At 57.8% G+C, this 17,186-nt stretch carries 18 protein-coding genes; 6 read left to right on the top strand and 12 right to left on the bottom strand.

The genetic code is table 11. The annotated features are described in order from the left end of the window. The first annotated feature begins 277 nt into the window (after positions 1–277). A complete protein-coding gene (gene ptsP / locus MWU51_RS03570; RefSeq protein ID WP_247038672.1) occupies positions 278–2,545 on the top strand; it encodes a phosphoenolpyruvate--protein phosphotransferase in 2,268 nt (755 codons plus the stop codon). A 79-nt stretch (positions 2,546–2,624) separates the two neighbouring features. After that, positions 2,625–2,903: a hypothetical protein gene (locus MWU51_RS03565; protein WP_247034764.1), complete on the top strand. Its 279-nt coding sequence runs from the start codon at positions 2,625–2,627 to the stop codon at positions 2,901–2,903. Here MWU51_RS03565 and MWU51_RS03560 read toward each other — a convergent pair. Beyond that, complete coding sequence (locus MWU51_RS03560; protein ID WP_247034762.1) at positions 2,875–3,393, bottom strand: N-acetyltransferase; 519 nt, start codon at positions 3,391–3,393, stop codon at positions 2,875–2,877. The genes MWU51_RS03565 and MWU51_RS03560 overlap by 29 nt on opposite strands. Positions 3,394–3,464: 71 nt before the next feature. Here MWU51_RS03560 and MWU51_RS03555 point away from each other — a divergent pair, with 71 nt between their 5' ends. Then, positions 3,465–4,070, top strand: coding sequence for a flavin reductase family protein (locus MWU51_RS03555; protein WP_247034761.1), 606 nt, complete (start codon positions 3,465–3,467; stop codon positions 4,068–4,070). A gap of 96 nt (positions 4,071–4,166) precedes the next feature. Beyond that, positions 4,167–4,823 (top strand): CatB-related O-acetyltransferase, encoded by a 657-nt coding sequence (locus MWU51_RS03550; protein ID WP_247034760.1) that lies wholly within the window; start codon positions 4,167–4,169, stop codon positions 4,821–4,823. Here MWU51_RS03550 and MWU51_RS03545 read toward each other — a convergent pair. Beyond that, a complete protein-coding gene (locus MWU51_RS03545; protein ID WP_247034758.1) occupies positions 4,820–6,454 on the bottom strand; it encodes a SulP family inorganic anion transporter in 1,635 nt (544 codons plus the stop codon). The two genes, MWU51_RS03550 and MWU51_RS03545, sit on opposite strands and share 4 nt — an antisense overlap. Positions 6,455–6,613: 159 nt before the next feature. Here MWU51_RS03545 and MWU51_RS03540 point away from each other — a divergent pair, with 159 nt between their 5' ends. Together MWU51_RS03540 and MWU51_RS03535 are read left to right on the top strand one after the other, a co-directional pair. After that, positions 6,614–7,483 carry an S-methyl-5'-thioadenosine phosphorylase gene (locus tag MWU51_RS03540; RefSeq protein WP_247034756.1) on the top strand — a complete coding sequence of 290 codons (870 nt, stop codon included), beginning with the start codon at positions 6,614–6,616 and terminating at the stop codon, positions 7,481–7,483. 70 nt (positions 7,484–7,553) lie between these two features. Further along, the gene (locus MWU51_RS03535) at positions 7,554–8,093 is read left to right on the top strand and encodes an adenine phosphoribosyltransferase (RefSeq protein ID WP_247034754.1); all 540 of its coding nucleotides are present in this window, start codon (positions 7,554–7,556) and stop codon (positions 8,091–8,093) included. Between the two features lie 145 nt (positions 8,094–8,238). Here the strand turns inward: MWU51_RS03535 and MWU51_RS03530 are convergent, their stop codons facing one another. The 10 genes from MWU51_RS03530 to coxB form a co-directional block, all read right to left on the bottom strand. Continuing rightward, a complete protein-coding gene (locus MWU51_RS03530; RefSeq protein ID WP_247034752.1) occupies positions 8,239–9,657 on the bottom strand; it encodes an FAD-binding oxidoreductase in 1,419 nt (472 codons plus the stop codon). Between the two features lie 18 nt (positions 9,658–9,675). Beyond that, complete coding sequence (locus tag MWU51_RS03525; protein WP_247034751.1) at positions 9,676–10,260, bottom strand: GNAT family protein; 585 nt, start codon at positions 10,258–10,260, stop codon at positions 9,676–9,678. Further along, entirely contained in the window at positions 10,260–11,522 is a 1,263-nt protein-coding gene (locus MWU51_RS03520) for a pitrilysin family protein (RefSeq protein ID WP_247034749.1), read from the bottom strand. Before MWU51_RS03520 ends, MWU51_RS03525 begins: the two co-directional genes overlap by 1 nt. Then, positions 11,519–12,916: a threonine synthase gene (thrC, locus tag MWU51_RS03515; RefSeq protein ID WP_247034748.1), complete on the bottom strand. Its 1,398-nt coding sequence runs from the start codon at positions 12,914–12,916 to the stop codon at positions 11,519–11,521. Before thrC ends, MWU51_RS03520 begins: the two co-directional genes overlap by 4 nt. Position 12,917: 1 nt before the next feature. Continuing rightward, positions 12,918–13,616 (bottom strand): SURF1 family protein, encoded by a 699-nt coding sequence (locus MWU51_RS03510; RefSeq protein WP_247034747.1) that lies wholly within the window; start codon positions 13,614–13,616, stop codon positions 12,918–12,920. 80 nt (positions 13,617–13,696) lie between these two features. After that, positions 13,697–14,497: a cytochrome c oxidase subunit 3 gene (locus MWU51_RS03505; protein WP_247034746.1), complete on the bottom strand. Its 801-nt coding sequence runs from the start codon at positions 14,495–14,497 to the stop codon at positions 13,697–13,699. A 26-nt stretch (positions 14,498–14,523) separates the two neighbouring features. Continuing rightward, positions 14,524–15,099: a cytochrome c oxidase assembly protein gene (locus MWU51_RS03500; RefSeq protein WP_247034745.1), complete on the bottom strand. Its 576-nt coding sequence runs from the start codon at positions 15,097–15,099 to the stop codon at positions 14,524–14,526. Then, on the bottom strand, positions 15,096–15,260 hold the full coding sequence (locus tag MWU51_RS03495; RefSeq protein ID WP_247034744.1) for a hypothetical protein: 165 nt from the start codon (positions 15,258–15,260) through the stop codon (positions 15,096–15,098). The genes MWU51_RS03500 and MWU51_RS03495 overlap by 4 nt, the downstream gene beginning before the upstream one ends. Beyond that, complete coding sequence (cyoE, locus tag MWU51_RS03490; protein ID WP_247034743.1) at positions 15,260–16,201, bottom strand: heme o synthase; 942 nt, start codon at positions 16,199–16,201, stop codon at positions 15,260–15,262. The genes MWU51_RS03495 and cyoE overlap by 1 nt, the downstream gene beginning before the upstream one ends. A 101-nt stretch (positions 16,202–16,302) precedes the next feature. Further along, on the bottom strand, positions 16,303–17,160 hold the full coding sequence (coxB, locus tag MWU51_RS03485; RefSeq protein ID WP_247038670.1) for a cytochrome c oxidase subunit II: 858 nt from the start codon (positions 17,158–17,160) through the stop codon (positions 16,303–16,305). Positions 17,161–17,186: the final 26 nt, after the last annotated feature.

Here is a 17,186-nt window from a genome sequence, read left to right as displayed (position 1 = left end):
GCATGACACAGCCTGCCACATATGGCGGGCTGTTTCTTTTTTGTGCATGCGCAGCCAAGTCACCAAAGATGCATACTGCCAATCCCACTAGCAAACTGCTGAAATGACGGGCATCTGCGCAATAAGTCGCCACCAGCCGTGTGTTAGCGCAAAAGAACGAAAGTAGTTTCTGGAAAACCTGTCCTACTACCACTACGGTAGGGTTCGTCCAAGTGGTTCGACGGATTACCCATCTGCGGGTCCCCGGCAACGTCCACAGGAACAGGGAATGGTGAGAATGGCAGAAAGCCAGCAAAGTGACAGTCGTAAACTTCTTGTCAAACTGCGCGAGACCCTCGCCTCTGCATCGCAGGGGCAGGAACGGCTGGACAGAATTACATCCTTGATCGCCGAAAGTTTGGGCGTCGAAGTGTGTTCAATCTATTTGTTCCGGGACAGTGAAACGTTAGAGCTTTGTGCTACCGAGGGTCTGAATGCGGAAGCGGTTCACAAGACTCGCCTGCGCGTTGGAGAAGGTCTTGTCGGTCGCGTCGCCCGCCGCGGTCGCCCGATCAATACCAAGAACGCCCCATCTGAACGGGGGTTCCGCTATATGCCTGAGACTGGAGAAGAAATTTACTCCAGCTTCCTTGGCGTGCCAATCCAGCGTCTGGGCGAAAACCTTGGTGTTCTGGTTATTCAGTCCAAAGACGAACGCGAATATTCGGCGGACGAGCTTTATGGGCTGGAAGTCGTCGCTATGGTTCTGGCCGAAATGACTGAGCTAGGCGCGTTTGTAGGCGAAGGCGAAGCAATGGGCGCCCTGCACCAGCGCGCAACCACTTTCACGGGTGGCGTGGGGCAAGAAGGCGCTGCGGAAGGTCATGTCTGGCTGCATGACCCACGCGTCGTCGTGACCAACCCCGTCGCCGATGACCCTGATGCAGAAAAAGAACGTCTGCACGACGGGATCGAGCAGTTGCGCGTGTCGGTGGACGAACTTCTGGCCAACACGCTGACCAAGGACAAAGACCAAATGCAGGTCCTTGAAGCCTATCGGATGTTTGCCAACTCGAAGGGCTGGCAACGCCGGATGGAAGAAAACATTGATCGTGGCCTGTCCGCCGAGGCCGCCGTCGAGAAAGAACAATCCGCCGCCCGTGCCCGGATGAGCCAGGTGCCTGATGCTTACTTGCGCGAACGTTTGCATGATCTGGACGATCTTTCCAACCGGCTACTGCGTATCTTGACCGGCCAAGGCAAGGAAACAGGCGCAGAAATGCCCGAGAACCCGATCCTGATTGCCACCAATATCGGCCCCGGCGAGTTGCTGGAATACGGGCGCGGCCTGCGCGGGATCGTGCTAGAAGAAGGCTCGATTGCCAGCCATGCTGCCATTGTTGCGCGCGCGCTGGCTATTCCATTGATCGTTCAGGCGGGTCGCATATCGACCGAAGCTCTGAATGGCGATCACATCCTTGTGGATGGTGAAAACGGGATCGTCCACCTGCGCCCGGAAGAAACCGTGGTCAACGCGTTTCGTGACAAAATGGCGATGGAGGCTGCACAGCAGGAACGCTATCGCAGTCTGCGCGACAAACCTGCCATGGGTCTGTGTGGCACCGAGGTGCTACTGCATATGAATGCCGGGTTGATGGCCGACTTGCCATCGCTTGAAAACTCGGGCGCAGCCGGCGTTGGCCTGTTCCGAACCGAACTTCAGTTCCTGACTGTGGATCGCGTGCCTCGTCGCGGTGATCTGGCTGCTACCTATGCCCGTGTTCTGGACGCAGCCAAGGGCAAACGTGTGGTGTTTCGCACGCTGGATATTGGGTCGGACAAGGTGCTGCCCTATATGAACCCGCTGGACGAACCCAATCCTGCGCTTGGTTGGCGGGCAATCCGAGTCGGGCTGGATAAGCCCGGCGTCATGAGGATGCAGTTGCAGGCGCTGATCCGGGCTGCCGCTGGGCGCAAGCTCAGCGTGATGTTCCCGTTCATCGCCCAGACTGATGAATTTCGCGATGCCCGTGAAATGGTGTTGGCCGAGATCGAGCGTGAACGCGCGCTTGGTCATATTTTGCCAGAGACGACCGAGATCGGCGCAATGCTTGAAACACCTTCTATGGTGTTTGCCCCGCAGCAGTTCTTTGAAATGGCCGATTTCATCTCGATCGGCGGCAACGATCTGAAACAGTTCTTCTTTGCGGCCGACCGCGAAAACGAGCGTGTGCGTCGCCGATATGACACGTTGAACGTCTCGTTTCTGAACCTGATCGAAGAAATCGTCACCCGATGCGATGCCGCCCGCACCCCCTTGAGCTTTTGTGGGGAAGACGCAGGCCGTCCCATTGAAGCCGTCTGTTTTGCGGCTCTAGGCATGCGGCATCTGTCCATGCGCCCAGCTTCGATCGGACCGGTCAAGCACCTGATACGGCGCACAAATCTTCTTGAGCTTCGTGATGTTATCGACGAAGCACGCCTGTCTGGGGCGCAATCAGTCCGACCGGCAGTGCTTGAACATTTAACGCGAAAAAAGCCGGCCCAGTCTTCGGTCGCTGTCTAAGGGTTGATGAAAATTCTTGGCGGTTATCACTTTATTCACCAGTTTGGAACAAAACTGGAACGGAATAAGGAGAACCCTCATGCCGATCAGTTTTATCATCACCGGAATTTTCACTGGAACCGCAGCTGCTGCGCTCGCAATCAGCTTTGATATTGGGGCAATTTGGGCGTTTTTGTCCTATGCCCTGTCCGGTGCCCTTGCTGTGCTGGGCGCTGCAGTCATCACCTCGGTTCGGCGCAACACATGGCCGCGCAGAACGTGGCATGACAGATTGAACCGGATGGCCAGCCAATCGGGCGGCACCCATCAGATCGATCTGTTCACCTCCGTTAAACGGGATCGTCAGGTGCGGATGTGACGCGCATGACATCTCCAGTCACGCCGTCCCATTTGCCATCCTGCAAGCGATAGGCCAAAACGCGCTCCGGATTGGTTGGGGGAGGCATCACCACATCCCTGAGTTTTGAAAAGCCGAACCGCAAATAATATGGGGCATCCCCAACCAGCATTACACGTTCCATTCCCAGATCGTTTGCCACCAGAAGGCTTTCACGGATCAGATGCCCGCCCAACCCCTCACCCTGACGGGTCGGGTGAACGGCGACCGGCCCAAGCAACAAAGCGTCATGTGACTTGTCGCCACTGGTAATCACAACAGGCCAATAGCGTATAGCGCCTGCCAATATTCCCGCGTCATCACGCGCAACCAGCGATAGACGCGCCACCGGGTCGACCCCATCACGCAACCGATATGATGACAAGGCCTCGCGCCCTGGCGCAAAACAAAGGTCATAGAGCGCCTCGACCTCCCACCAGTCTTTGTCGGTTTCTACTGTCAGGTGGTACACCCGCTGCCCCTCGCCATCTGTCGTTCTTTGCTGCTATCACGGCAACACACAGAAAAGGAAGGGAGAAGCGGGTGTTCTATGAGCCGAAAGATGGGCACGGACTGCCCCATAATCCATTCAACGCATTGATTGTCCCGCGCCCCATCGCGTGGATTTCAACACGAGGTGCAGACGGGTCCGAGAACCTTGCCCCCTATTCCTTTTTCAACGGTGTAGCCTATGCCCCGCCACAGGTGATGTTCGCGTCTACCTCTGGTAAAGGTGATCGCGATCTGGGCAAGGACACATTAGACAACATCAACGCATCCGGTGTATTTTGCGTTCACATGGTCGGGCTAGACCTGACCGACGCGATGAACATTTCCTCGGGCAGCTATGCGCGCGATGTGGACGAGATCGCATTGACGAAGCTGGAGCGGGTCGAATGCACGACGATTGCCGCCTCGCGCCTGCCCGCAGCGCCCGCTGCATTGGAATGCAAGCTGACACAGATCACCCGATTGCCAGGGGACGAGAACCTTGTGTGCTTCGGCGAGGTCACAGGCATACATCTGCGTGAAGATTGCATGATCGACGGCATGTTCGACATCACCCGCGCCCGACCCTTGGCGCGGCTGGGCTATCGCGATTACACGGTTGTACGGGAGAAATTCACCCTGAGCCGTCCAGGTGAATAGACGAGATGTCACCCGCCTGCTAAACTCTGTGCAACCATGGAGGGTGACATGAACAATTCGGCCTGATGTCTTCATTTCTGTATTCAAGGAGGCCACATGCCGTTTTCCATGCCAGACGCCACGCGCGTCCACCCCATTACCCTGCCCGATGGCTCGATCCACAAGGGCACCGTTCTTCTGTCCAACGTGATTGATCAACCCAATATCGACGTGGGCGATTACACCTACGCCTCGGATTTCGATCCACCGCCGCCCGATGGTTGGGCAGCACGCCTTGCCCCCTATCATTTCCCGATGTCCGAGGGGCAATTGACCATCGGCAGGTTCTGCCAGATCGCCCATGGTGTGCGTTTCATCACCGCTGCAGCGAACCACGCCCATTACGGGCTGACAAGCTTTCCGTTTGGCATCTTCGCTCTGGATCAGGAAGTCATGACGCAACCGGACAGCCGCGAGACCAAGATCGGCAATGATGTCTGGCTGGGTTACGGCGCGATTGTCTGCCCCGCTGTTACCATCGGCAATGGTGCTATCATCGGCGCGGGCGCCGTGGTGAGCGAGGACGTGCCAGATTATACCATTGTCGCAGGCAACCCTGCACGGGTGGTCAAGTTGCGCCTACCGCCCGAAGACATCGCAAAGATGAACCGGTTGGCCTGGTGGGACTGGCCGGTTGATCGGATCGCCCAAGCACGACATGCGCTGGAAGCAGGCGATCTGGATGGGCTGGAGGCGCTGGCGCCTGACGCCTAGTGGCTACCTAAAATACCTGTGCGCACCGAATAATCGGCGGCGACCTCGTAATCCGGGTCGTCGTCACTATCGACGATCAGGTGCCCAGCCTTTGTCAGTAACCGGTGACAATCACGGCTAAGGTGGCGCAGCTGGATCTTCTTGCCTTCGGCCTCATATTTCAGGGCCACAGCCTCGATTGCTTGCAAAGCGGATTGGTCAACCACGCGCGAGCGAGCGAATTCGATGATCACCAGATCGGGGTCATTCTTCACATCGAACAGTTCAACAAATCCGTCCGAAGAACCGAAGAACAAGGGGCCTTCGACGTCATAGACCTTGGCCCCGTTTTCTTCGCGTGTCTCCGCATGAATGCGCGCCGCTGCGTTCCACGCATAGGCCAGCGCCGAGACGATCACACCAACGACCACAGCGACCGCAAGGTCTTCGTAAACCGTCACCGCCGTCACCAGCAGGATAACGAACGCATCTGTCTTTGGCACTCGGCGCAGGATGGTTAGCGAGTTCCACGCAAAGGTGCCGATCACCACCATGAACATGACACCGACGAGGGCGGCCAGCGGAATCATCTCGATCCACGAGGATGCCGCCACGATGAACAGAAGCAAGAACACTGCCGCTGCAATCCCGGCGATCCGCGTGCGTCCACCGGACTTCACGTTGATCATCGACTGACCGATCATGGCACAACCGCCCATGCCGCCGAAGAAGCCGGTGACAACATTCGCCGTACCTTGAGCAATACATTCCTGCGAGGCACCGCCACGATGTCCCGTCATCTCGCCCACAAGGTTCAGGGTCAGAAGGCTTTCGATCAGACCAATTGCCGCAAGGATTATCGCATAAGGCAGGATGATCCACAGCGTTTCAAGCGTGAAGGGCGCGAGCATGGCAGGGGGATAAATCCCCTCACCCGTGCCGAACGGATTGTGGAAGCTAGGCAGCCCCCCCTTGATCGACGCCATGTCGCCCACAGTCGGCACGTCGATTCCGAAGACGATGACGATACCTGCAACGATCCCGATCCCCGCCAGTGGTGCCGGAATGACCTTGGTCAGTTTCGGCATGCCCCATATGATCAACATGGTCAGCCCCACTAGACCCAACATGCTGAAAAGCTTCAGACCGGTCAGCCACTGTTCCGTATTGTCCGGGTTCTTGAACTGCGTCAGCTGCGCCAGGAAAATTACGATCGCCAGCCCGTTTACGAAGCCCAGCATCACCGGGTGCGGCACCAGTCGGATGAATTTGCCCCAGTGCATAATCCCCGCAAACACCTGCAAACATCCCATCAAGATCACCGTGGCGAACAGGTATTCCACCCCGTGCTTGGCGACCAGCGCCACCATTACCACAGCCAGCGCGCCCGTCGCACCTGAAATCATGCCCGGTCGCCCCCCGATCACAGCTGTGATCAACCCGACAAGAAACGCCGCGTAGAGTCCCACCAACGGATGCACACCAGCCACAAAGGCAAAGGCCACGGCTTCCGGCACCAAGGCCAGCGCGACGGTCAATCCCGACAGTACCTCGATCTTGATGCGGTTGGGCGTCAGTTCTTCGGACTGCGACAGGCGCAAGTCGGGGCGTTCAATACGGGCGGCATAACGTGCCAAAAGGGCTCGGGGCATCGGGTAACCTCGTCTGGGGAAATCTGTTCGCGATGTGCGCTGCCTACAGGCAAACGATAGCGTAAACAATGCCCCATAAGGGAAACTGACTTGCATTTGCCGCATGGCAACAGCGCAAACGGCACGATAACGTGACCCCAACAGAACAAGGAGACAGGCATGGACGTGCATATCGGGATCATTGGTGGCTCGGGCATTTACGAGATTGATGGATTGAACAGCGCGTGCTGGCAGAGCGTGAATGGTCCTTGGGGCACTCCATCTGACCAGATCCTAACCGGGATGCTGGACGAGGTAAGAATGTCGTTTCTACCCCGGCATGGTCGCGGCCATGTTCATGCGCCCTCGGACGTGCCTTATCGCGCGAACATCGACGCATTAAAACGTCTGGGCGTCACGGATATGATCAGTGTGTCAGCTTGTGGGTCATTCCGTGAGGACATGGCACCCGGCGATTTTGTCATTGTAGATCAATTCATTGACCGCACCTTCGCGCGTCAGAAAAGTTTCTTCGGATCGGGTTGTGTTGCCCATGTGGGCTTTGCCCATCCGACCTGCCCACGTTTGTCCGCGGCCTGCGCTACCTCGGCCAGAGCGGCGGGTGTCACAGTGCATGAGAGCGGCACCTATTTGGCGATGGAAGGTCCGCAGTTTTCAACCCTCGCCGAAAGCCGGATGTATCGTGACCAATGGGGGGCGCATGTGATTGGCATGACGAATATGCCCGAAGCAAAGCTCGCCCGAGAAGCCGAGCTTTGCTATGCCTCGGTCGCGATGGTCACAGATTACGACTGCTGGCATCCCGACCATGACGAGGTGGACGTGGCCCAGGTCATCGCCACCCTTACCGGCAATGGCAATAAGGCCAAGCGCATGGTGGCGGGGCTGCCGGGACTTCTGGGGGCCGACCGCGCACCATGCCTGCATGGGTGTGACCGCGCTCTGGACATGGCGATCATGACGGCACCGGACAAACGCGATCCCACACTTTTAGCCAAATTGGACGCCGTTGCGGGGCGCGTTCTGTGACCATGCGTCGCTTGCGTCGTTACTCGGATTGCGCCACACCATTACCGACTAATTCGCGAAAGGCGTTCTCATGAACAAGAGCAAGACCGTCAAGGATTACATCCGAACCATCGTCGACTTCCCGCATGAGGGCATCCTGTTTCGCGATGTGACCACCCTGTTTGCCGACCCGCGCGGGTTTCGCATGGCGGTTGATCAGATGCTACACCCCTATGCTGGCGAGCAGATTGACAAGGTCGTCGGGCTTGAGGCGCGCGGATTCATTCTGGGCGGCGCAATTGCGCACCAGCTGACCCTTGGCTTTGTGCCGATCCGCAAGAAAGGCAAGCTGCCCGGTGCCACTCTGTCTCAATCCTACACGCTGGAATATGGCGAAGCAGTCGTTGAAATCCACGACGACGCGATCCAGCCCGGCGAGAAAATTCTGCTGGTTGACGACCTGCTCGCCACCGGCGGCACCGCAGGGGCAGGCATCAAACTGATCGAACGGTTGGGGGGCGAGATTGTCGGATGCGCCTTCATCGTCGATTTGCCCGAACTGGGCGGGCGCAAGTTGCTTGAGGAAATGGGCATGGATGTCCATGTTTTGTGCGAGTTTGAGGGGTTGTGAACCTCTCGTTAACTTTGAACGTCTAGACTTGTCCTGCCTGACCGAATTTCAGGCGCTGCTTGCTGGCATGACATTTCGTGCAACGCCTCGCCCCACACTGGCGGGGCGTTTTCTGTTGCATTTGATCAGTTGTTATTTGAAACCATCACGCTTGACTGAAGATTACACCGGGATTCATTATCCCCAGCGGATCAAGCGCATCTTTGATCTTGCGCATCGCTTCCAGCCGCGCGGGATCACCGTAGCGTTGCAATTCGCCCGGTTTCAAGCGGCCAATGCCATGCTCGGCACTGAACGATCCGTCGAATTGCTGCACCAGACCATAGACAACATCGCGCACCATCTGGCGCATCTTGACGAAATCGGTGGCCACCTGACCATCGGGCGGAAACACGTTGTAGTGCAAATTTCCGTCGCCCAGGTGTCCGAAGGCGTTGATGCGAAATGAACCAACGCGTGCAAGAGCCGCGTCAGCTTCCGTCAGAAAATCGGCGATGGCAGACAAGGGCAAGGAAATGTCGTGCGAACTGATCGCGCCGATGGTCTTATTGGCCAAAGGAATTTCTTCGCGCAGCTTCCAAAGCGCGTCGCGTTGCCCACTGCTTTGTGCAATCACGCCATCGTGGCTCAGACCTATACGCTCTGCCTCGGTAAAGACAGCCGCCAATTCGGCTTCGGGGTCTTGAGTTAACCCCAACCCAATCTCGATCAAGACCGACCAGTCCGGCCTTGAGGCAAAGGGCTGCGCACCGCCCAAACCACTGGCTTTCAGAAAGTCCAGCCCGGTGCCTTTGATCAGTTCGAACGCGCTGATCCCTTGCCCCATCCGTTCCTGCGCCAAGGCCAACAGGTCCATGGCCGCAGCTGGGTCGCGCACGGTCAGAAGCGCAGTGCCCTGCCGCGCTGGTCGGGGATAGAGGCGCAGGCTGGCGGCGGTGATCACGCCCAGCGTTCCCTCGGCCCCGCACAGAAGCGCGCGCAGATCAAACCCCGTATTGTCCTTGCGCAATCGCTTCAGCCCGTGATGGATGGACCCGTCCGGCAACACCGCCTCAACCCCAAGACACAGATCGCGGGCAGAGCCATAGCGCAGCACATTCACCCCACCCGCATTGGTCGACAGACACCCTCCGATGTGGCAAGATCCTTCGGACGCCAGCGACAGCGGGAACAGGCGCCCCGCTGCCTGCGCTGCAGCTAGAACATCGGCAAGGATTGCACCCGCCTCGGCCACCAATACGTTCTCGGATGGGTGCACGTCGCGAATGCGGGACATCCGTTCAAGGCTCAGGATCACCGGGGCGGCACCGGGCATAACTTGCCCGCCAACCAGTCCAGTGCCACCGCCAAAAGGAATCACCGGAATGCGGGCCGCTGCACATTCTTGAATGACCAGAGAAACGTCATTGGTTGAGGATGGTGCAAGAACCAACCCGCCCGAGCCGTGAAACATCCCACGAGGTTCTTCTTGGTAGGTCGGGGTAAGGGGTCGAAACACCTGTTCCGGCAACACAGCGCGCAGCCGGGTCTTAAATGCACCGTCCACTGACTTCAGATCGCCCATCATTGCCCCGTTGCTGACTTATCCCGCCTGCGTGCGCCCCCGCCGGTCTGACCGAAGGTTGGCATAGAGCACGTGATTGCGCCAGCGCCCGTTGATCTGCAGATAGCTTTGCGCCACGCCTTCGTATTTGTAACCGACCTTTTCCAGAACTCCGCGCGAGGCAGCATTTTCAGGTAGGCAACCTGCTTCCAATCGTGACAGGTCAAGTTCGTTGAAGGCGTAATGGACCACCGCCTCTAGCCCTTCACGCATGTAGCCTTGGCGCGCAAAGCGTTCGCCAACCCAGTATCCAGTCGTTCCCGCCTGTGACGGGCCGCGCCGGATGTGATCCAGCGTCACCGCCCCGACCAACACATTGTCAGCGCGGCGAAACATGAAAAGTGGAAGCGCCGTGCCCCCTTGGATCGACCGATTGGCCCAATAGACGCGATTAGTGAAACTTTTGCGGCTCAGGTGGTCCTGCGCCCAGATCGGTTCCCACGGGGTCAGGAATTCCCGGCTGGCAGTGCGCAACGCAGCCCAACCACGAAAGTCGCCATGCGCAGGCGGGCGCAGGGTCAATCGTTCAGTTTCGATCCTGACCTTCTTGGACCGCCCCAACATTAGGCAACGCGCCTCTCGTTCAAAACATCAAGGCTTAGCGCGTTTTCTGCCGGCCCATAAACCGCCATCGCCATTTCACCTTTCGTCAGGCTTGCGCCGAAGTCGCGCAAATCGGCCAGTGTAACCGCGTCAATCTTCTCGACCGTTTCAGAAAGCGGCGGCACACGACCCCAGATCGCGACCAGTCTGGCCATTCGTTCGGCGCGCGATGACGGGCTTTCAAGCCCCATCAGCAGCCCCGCCTTCATCTGAACGCGCGCGCGGTCCAATTCGCGTTCGGAAATGTCACTGCCAGCCCGCTTCATTTCGTCAATGCAAAGTCGGGACAAATCAGCGATATCATCGCCCGAGGTGCCGGCATATATCGTCATCATCCCGGTGTCGTCATAGGCGCCAAGCTGCGAGAAGACAGAATAGCACAGCCCGCGCTTTTCGCGCGCCTCCTGAAACAGACGCGAAGACATGCCGCCGCCCAAGGCTGAGCTGAACAGCTGGGCGGCATAGAAGGCATCATCGCGATAGCTTGGCGCTTCCAGCCCAAGTGTGAAATGCACCTGCTCCAAGCCATTGCGCACCTCGATGCGCGCACCACTGGACCAATGCGCGACATCCGTCAGGCGCGGTTTGCTGGGTTTCAGGTGCCCAAAGGCAGCCTCGGCCAGACGCAGGATCTGGTCATGGTCCACCGCGCCTGCGGCTGACAGGATCAACTGATCCGGCCCGTAGTGTTGATCAACAAAGGTCGAAAGATCATCGCGCCCAAAGCTCTGCACCCGCTCGGCGGGACCAAGAATGGTGCGCCCCATCGGTTGATCAGGGAACGCGGCTTCCTGCAACCAGTCAAAGACCACATCGTCCGGTGTATCCAGCGCCTGACCGATTTCCTGAAGGATTACACCGCGCTCGATCTCGATCTCGCCCGTATCGAATACCGGGTTCAGCACGATATCCGAGATAACATCAAGCCCCAGCGCCACGTCGTCTTTCAGGACGCGCACGTAATAGGCTGTCACCTCGCGCGACGTATACGCGTTGATGTAGCCGCCCACATCCTCGATCGCTTCGGCGATCTCAAGCGCTGAACGCCGCTCGGTCCCTTTGAATGCCATATGTTCCAGAAAATGCGCGATGCCGTTCTGGGCAGGGGTTTCATGGCGGCCACCCGCCGTCACCCATACCCCGACAGAGGCACTTTCCAGCCCCGGCATATACTCGGTCACGACGCTTACGCCGTTGGGAAGTCGGTCCAGACGCACGTTCATGCAGGGATGGCCTTTCCGGTGCGCTCACAGATCAGAGTTTTCAATGCGTTCAGATCATTTGCCACGCGGGTCATGCGTTCTTCACGGTCAAACAGGTCTGCCATATGGGGTAGGAGCGGCGCGTCCTGCCCGCAAGCATCTTTGACCGCAGCAGGAAATTTCGCAGGGTGTGCCGTGGCCAGCGTGACCATCGGGCTTGTGCCAAGGTGTTCGTTCGCGACTTTCACACCGACTGCCGAATGCGGGCACAGCACTTCGCCAGTCCGAGCAAAAGCGGTTTTGATCTGCGCCATCGTTTCGTCCTCGGACGCGCGCCCACTGTCGAAGGTTTCACGCAGGAACTCCATCGCGCCTTGGCTAATCTTGAACCCGCCTTTTGACAGGTCAGTCATCTGATCGGCCACCACCTTGCCGTCGCGGCCATAGGCATCAAACAACACGCGTTCGAAGTTCGATGACACTTGAATATCCATCGATGGGCTGATCGACGGCGTGACTCCCGCCTTGGTATAAGCGCCCGTTTCCATTGTACGGTGCAAAATGTCGTTCTGGTTGGTGGCAATCACCAGTTGGTCAATCGGCAGGCCCATTTGCTTGGCGATGTAGCCAGCAAAGATGTCGCCGAAGTTACCAGTAGGCACCGTGAAGCTGACCTTTCGGTGCGGCGCGCCCAAGGCGACCGCAGAGGTGAAGTAATACACCACCTGTGCAAGCACCCGCGCCCAGTTGATCGAGTTTACGCCCGCCAGCTTCACCGCATCGCGAAAAGCGAAGTCGTTGAACATATCCTTCAGCCGCGCTTGGCAATCGTCGAAATCGCCGTCCACGGCCAGTGCATGCACATTGGACTCGTCCGGGGTGGTCATCTGGCGACGCTGCACATCAGAGACCCGGCCATGCGGGAACAGGATGAACACATCGACCGCGTCCAGCCCCTTGAACGCTTCAATGGCCGCCGACCCGGTATCGCCCGAGGTCGCGCCAACAATGGTCACTTTCTCGCCCCGGCGGCTCAGCGCCACTTGGAAAAGCTGACCGATCAGCTGCATCGCGAAGTCTTTGAACGCCAGCGTCGGGCCGTGGAAAAGCTCTAGGAGGAAATGGTTGGGGCCAAGCTGCACCAAGGGCGCACGGGCATCGTGATTGAACCCTGCATAAGCCTTGGCGATGATGTCGGTGAATTCCGCGTCCGTGAAGGTGTCGCCCACGAAGGGGCGCATCACGCGAAAGGCGACTTCTTCATACGGCAAACCTGCCAAGGCGGCGATATCGCCTGCACTCATGGTTGGCACGGTCTCAGGCACATAAAGGCCGCCGTCACGGGCGAGGCCCGTCAGCATGGCATCTTCAAAGCCGAGGTCCGCGGCGTCACCACGGGTAGAGATATAGCGCATTTCAGTCGCTCCTTGGGGCGAGAGTTTCACGTGTCCGGCGTTTCATACGCCAAAGCGCAAAGACTGTCATCACCACCCATGTCGCAGCCATCAAAAACCATGTGACAGCGTATTCCAGGTGATCGTTTGGTATGCCCGCGCTGGTGACGGGCATCGGCAGAATGCCCGGTTCGGCAGGGGTGATCTGACGTGCAATGATCAGGATTGGGCGGGTGTTCAGTACCTCGGCCATTTGGTCGATATCACGGGCAAACCAAGTGTTTGTATCAACTTCGTTCTCCGGCGTGGCGCTGTTGCGGTCATCAGGCCAATGCAGGTTGCCCACCACGGTGAAAAGCTCAGCCGGCGTTTCAGGCACCGCATCGTCCACGCGGATAAAACCCCGGTCGATCAGCACAGCGCCATTCGACGTGGTGAGCGAGGATATCAGACGATACCCGGCCCCTGCATCCCGGCTGCTGACCAGCACTCGAAGCGTCTCTGACCCCATCGTGCCTGCGATCTTCACCGGCAGGTACTTGTCGCGTTCTGGGTCAGGTTGCTCGGGCAAATCGACAGGGGATGCTGCAATCCGGCTTTCAATCTCGGCCAACACACCTTCTTTCCAATAGAGTCGATCCAACTGCCATTTCCCAAGCCCCAGAAACACCACCAGAATGGCGATGCTGAGAATGACGGTCAGGATCAGGCGAAAGTTCATGAAGGGTCCGAAGCGGGTCAAGTGAAAGGGGCGCGAAGGTTTCCCCTCGCGCCCCGAATAGGACTATTTTCGGGTCAGGTTCAACCGCCCCAGATGTAGACTGCGGCGAACAGGAACAGCCACACCACGTCCACAAAGTGCCAGTACCAAGCGGCGGCTTCAAAGCCCACATGGCTTTCTGGCGTGAATTGCCCTTTCATCGCACGCAGCAGGCAGACGAACAGAAAGATCGTGCCCACAATCACGTGGAAGCCGTGAAAGCCCGTCGCCATGAAGAAGTTCACACCATAGATGTTGCCCGCGAAGTCGAAGGCGGCGTGGCTGTATTCGTAGGCTTGGAAGAGGGTGAACACTGCACCAAGGAAAACCGCCAGCGCCAGACCCGTGATCAGGTCTTTCCGGTTGTTTTCATGGGCAATAGCATGGTGTGCCCAAGTGACGGCAGCGCCCGACAGAAGCAGGATCAGTGTGTTGATCAGCGGCAGGTGCCAAGGGTCGAAGGTCTCGATCCCTTCAGGGGGCCAAACACCGTCAATTGCCGGTGAACCTTCTGTCATGGGGTACAATGCATGTTTGAAGAAGCTCCAGAACCACGCAACGAAGAACATGACTTCGGACATAATAAACAGGATCACGCCATAGCGCAGGCCAATTTTCACGACAGATGTGTGATCGCCTGTTTCACCTTCGTGAACGACATCAGACCACCACGCGAACATGACGTAAAGAACGCCAGCCAGTCCGATGAAGAAGATCCAGGGAATACCGTTGGCCATCCACTGGACAGCCCCGAAAAGCATGATGAAGCCCGCCACAGCCCCGAGGAACGGATTCACCGAAGGCGGCAGGATGTGATAATCGTGGTTCTTTGCATGTGCCATAAGCGTTTAGTCCCTGTTCTTCTGGCTCAGTTTTGCACTGCCGGGGCGGTTGGCGCAAGCTGCGCAAACTCGTCCGGCAATTCTGTTTCGTGGAAAGTGTAAGACAGCGTGATGGCTTTGAGGTATTTCGCCTCTCGGTCATCAAGGATTTCCGGGTCAACATAGAATGTGACCGGCATGGTCACGCGTTCGCCCGGTTGCAACACCTGCTCTTCAAAGCAGAAGCAGTCAATCTTGGTGAAATAGCCACCCGCTGCGAAAGGTGCGACATTATAGCTGGCGGTGCCTGCGACAGGACGGTCGGTCGGGTTATAGGCCTCGTAGAAGGCCAATCCCGTTTCACCCAACTTGATTTCCATCTCGTGCTGCATGGGTTTGAAGTCCCACGGCATTCCGCGTTCTTTCGAGGCGTCAAACCGAACCAGAACTTTCTGATCCAGCACCACGTCGGATCCGCGTTGTGCGACGGCAGTTTCACCGCCAAACCCGGTCACACGGCAGAACCAGTCATAAAAGGGAACAGCGGCCCAGCTGAGCGATCCCATCAGGATCACAACGCCCACCATCTTGGCGGCTGTTTTCTGTGGGCGGGTCAGGCTCATTCGCTGACCTCCGATGTTGCGGGCGCGGGTTTATAGAGGTCGCTGACCTTGGCCACTGTCAGCCCGTAAACCAGCCCAACAAACAGAATCAATGCCACGCCGACACCGATATTGCGGCTTAGACGGCGTTTGTGCAGTTCGTGATCAACCTTGATCGCCATCAGCCCCAACCCCCAAGACCAAACGGTTTCAGCGAGGCTTCGATCAGAAGGGCACCGTAGTGCAGGAACAGATAGGCCAGCGACAGCTTGAACAGCCCCCGCTCGGCTGTGTGGGTGTCCGCATCCGAGGCGGCATCATCACGGCGGAACACATCCCATGCGCCCTTGATGAACAGGCCGTTCAGGATCAGCGCGATGGCCATATAGACCGGTCCACCGATAGAGGTCAGGCCCAACGCGATGGCCACGACCGCAAGAACCAAAGAATATCCCAGAATATGCGCGCGAGTGGCTTTGCGCCCGTGCGTCACGGTCAGCATCGGCACGCCCGCATTGGCATAATCACCCTTGGTGAACAGCGCCAGCGCCCAGAAATGCGGCGGGGTCCACGCGAAAGTCAGAGCAAACATCAACACGCTTTCAATGCTGACACCACCAGTGGCCACTGCCCAGCCAATCATCGGCGGAAACGCCCCTGCCGCGCCGCCAATAACGATATTCTGCGGGGTCCAGCGTTTCAGCCACATGGTATAGATCACGACGTAGAAAAAGATCGTAAAGGCCAGAAGAGCGGCAGCCACAAGGTTTGCTGCAAGACCCAGCATGACCACGGCCATAGCAGACAGCGTCATGCCGATGGCAAACGCCTCGCCCTCGGTCACTTTCCCCGATGGGATCGGGCGCGATTGAGTGCGACGCATTTTGCGGTCGATATCGGCATCCCACCACATGTTCAAAGCGCCCGATGCGCCACCGCCCACGGCAATGAACAGGATCGACGCAAGCCCGACGACAGGGTTCACCCCGACGGGTGCTGCCAGAAGCCCCACCAGCGCGGTGAATACGACAAGCGACATCACACGCGGTTTCAACAGCGCAAAATAGTCGCCAAAACCGGCTTCGCGGCTGTCGGTGTTGCTCTGAATGCTGGCGTCGCTCATTGGGTTTTTTGCGCTCTGGTTGTTGTGGTTTTCGGTTGACAGATACCGCCCCAGTCAGGACGGCCGAGGCGGGGCACGGGCTTGTACCTGCCCCGCATTGATTACTCAGCTGCGGCGATCTGAACGGTGGGAAGCGAGTTCATGTCGCCCGCAAATTCCTCGATCGCGCCCTTCAACCAGACATCGTATTCTTCCTGGGTCACAGCTTTGACGGTGATCGGCATATAGGCATGGTCCTTGCCACACAGTTCGGAACACTGTCCGAAATAGATGCCTTCTTTGCCTTCGTCGACTTCAAACCAAAGTTCGGCCAGACGTCCGGGAACAGCATCCTGCTTCACACCAAATGCCGGGATGGTCCATGAATGGATCACGTCAGCGCCGGTGACCTGAATGACAACTTTCTTACCGGTCGGCACGACAACTGCAGTGTCAGTGGCCAGCAAGTATTCGCTTTGGCTGTAGCCATGCTCTTCCAGCTCATCACGCGACAGAAGGAAGCTGTCGAAGCCAAACTCGTGCTCGGGATATTCATATCCCCAATACCACTGATATCCGGTGGCTTTGATCACCACATCACCCTTGGGGATAACTTGTTGCTGGAACAGGACCGGCAACGAGAACGCCCCGATGAACACCAGGATAACGACCGGCACCAACGTCCAGATGATCTCGATCGGAGTGTTATGGGTGAAGGTTGCAGGCTCGGGATTCGCGCGACGGTTGTAGCGCACGATCACGATCGCCAGCAGCAATGTGACAAAAATCGTGATGGCGAAGATGATATAGTTGATCATGTCATCCAGCCCGTGCGCCGCCTGTGCGACACTGGTTGCCGAGGGTTGAAAACCCATCGCGCCATCGACCGGTTTGCCGATGATTTCCAGATTTTCCTGCGCGAATGCCTGACCGGCGGTCAGAATAGCAGTTGCAGTGGCGAAAAGGCTGCTGAAACGCATCATGTTCGTCTTTCTCTTCTCTGTGC

Origin of the sequence: Aliiroseovarius sp. F47248L, assembly GCF_023016085.1 — a bacterium.
Classification (GTDB): domain Bacteria; phylum Pseudomonadota; class Alphaproteobacteria; order Rhodobacterales; family Rhodobacteraceae; genus Aliiroseovarius.
The sequence above is the reverse complement of the archived record's forward strand: the minus strand, read 5'-3'. Positions and strand labels throughout refer to the sequence as shown.

Bases quoted from the DNA above. Each gene is read 5' to 3' on its own strand.
- ptsP (WP_247038672.1), top strand. From the start codon at position 278: ATGGCAGAAAGCCAGCAAAGTGACAGTCGTAAACTTCTTGTCAAACTG.
- MWU51_RS03565 (WP_247034764.1), top strand. From the start codon at position 2,625: ATGCCGATCAGTTTTATCATCACCGGAATTTTCACTGGAACCGCAGCT.
- MWU51_RS03550 (WP_247034760.1), top strand. From the start codon at position 4,167: ATGCCGTTTTCCATGCCAGACGCCACGCGCGTCCACCCCATTACCCTG.
- MWU51_RS03545 (WP_247034758.1), bottom strand. From the start codon at position 6,454: ATGCCCCGAGCCCTTTTGGCACGTTATGCCGCCCGTATTGAACGCCCC.
- MWU51_RS03540 (WP_247034756.1), top strand. From the start codon at position 6,614: ATGGACGTGCATATCGGGATCATTGGTGGCTCGGGCATTTACGAGATT.
- MWU51_RS03535 (WP_247034754.1), top strand. From the start codon at position 7,554: ATGAACAAGAGCAAGACCGTCAAGGATTACATCCGAACCATCGTCGAC.
- MWU51_RS03530 (WP_247034752.1), bottom strand. From the start codon at position 9,657: ATGGGCGATCTGAAGTCAGTGGACGGTGCATTTAAGACCCGGCTGCGC.
- MWU51_RS03525 (WP_247034751.1), bottom strand. From the start codon at position 10,260: ATGTTGGGGCGGTCCAAGAAGGTCAGGATCGAAACTGAACGATTGACC.
- MWU51_RS03520 (WP_247034749.1), bottom strand. From the start codon at position 11,522: ATGAACGTGCGTCTGGACCGACTTCCCAACGGCGTAAGCGTCGTGACC.
- thrC (WP_247034748.1), bottom strand. From the start codon at position 12,916: ATGCGCTATATCTCTACCCGTGGTGACGCCGCGGACCTCGGCTTTGAA.
- MWU51_RS03510 (WP_247034747.1), bottom strand. From the start codon at position 13,616: ATGAACTTTCGCCTGATCCTGACCGTCATTCTCAGCATCGCCATTCTG.
- MWU51_RS03505 (WP_247034746.1), bottom strand. From the start codon at position 14,497: ATGGCACATGCAAAGAACCACGATTATCACATCCTGCCGCCTTCGGTG.
- MWU51_RS03500 (WP_247034745.1), bottom strand. From the start codon at position 15,099: ATGAGCCTGACCCGCCCACAGAAAACAGCCGCCAAGATGGTGGGCGTT.
- MWU51_RS03495 (WP_247034744.1), bottom strand. From the start codon at position 15,260: ATGGCGATCAAGGTTGATCACGAACTGCACAAACGCCGTCTAAGCCGC.
- cyoE (WP_247034743.1), bottom strand. From the start codon at position 16,201: ATGAGCGACGCCAGCATTCAGAGCAACACCGACAGCCGCGAAGCCGGT.
- coxB (WP_247038670.1), bottom strand. From the start codon at position 17,160: ATGCGTTTCAGCAGCCTTTTCGCCACTGCAACTGCTATTCTGACCGCC.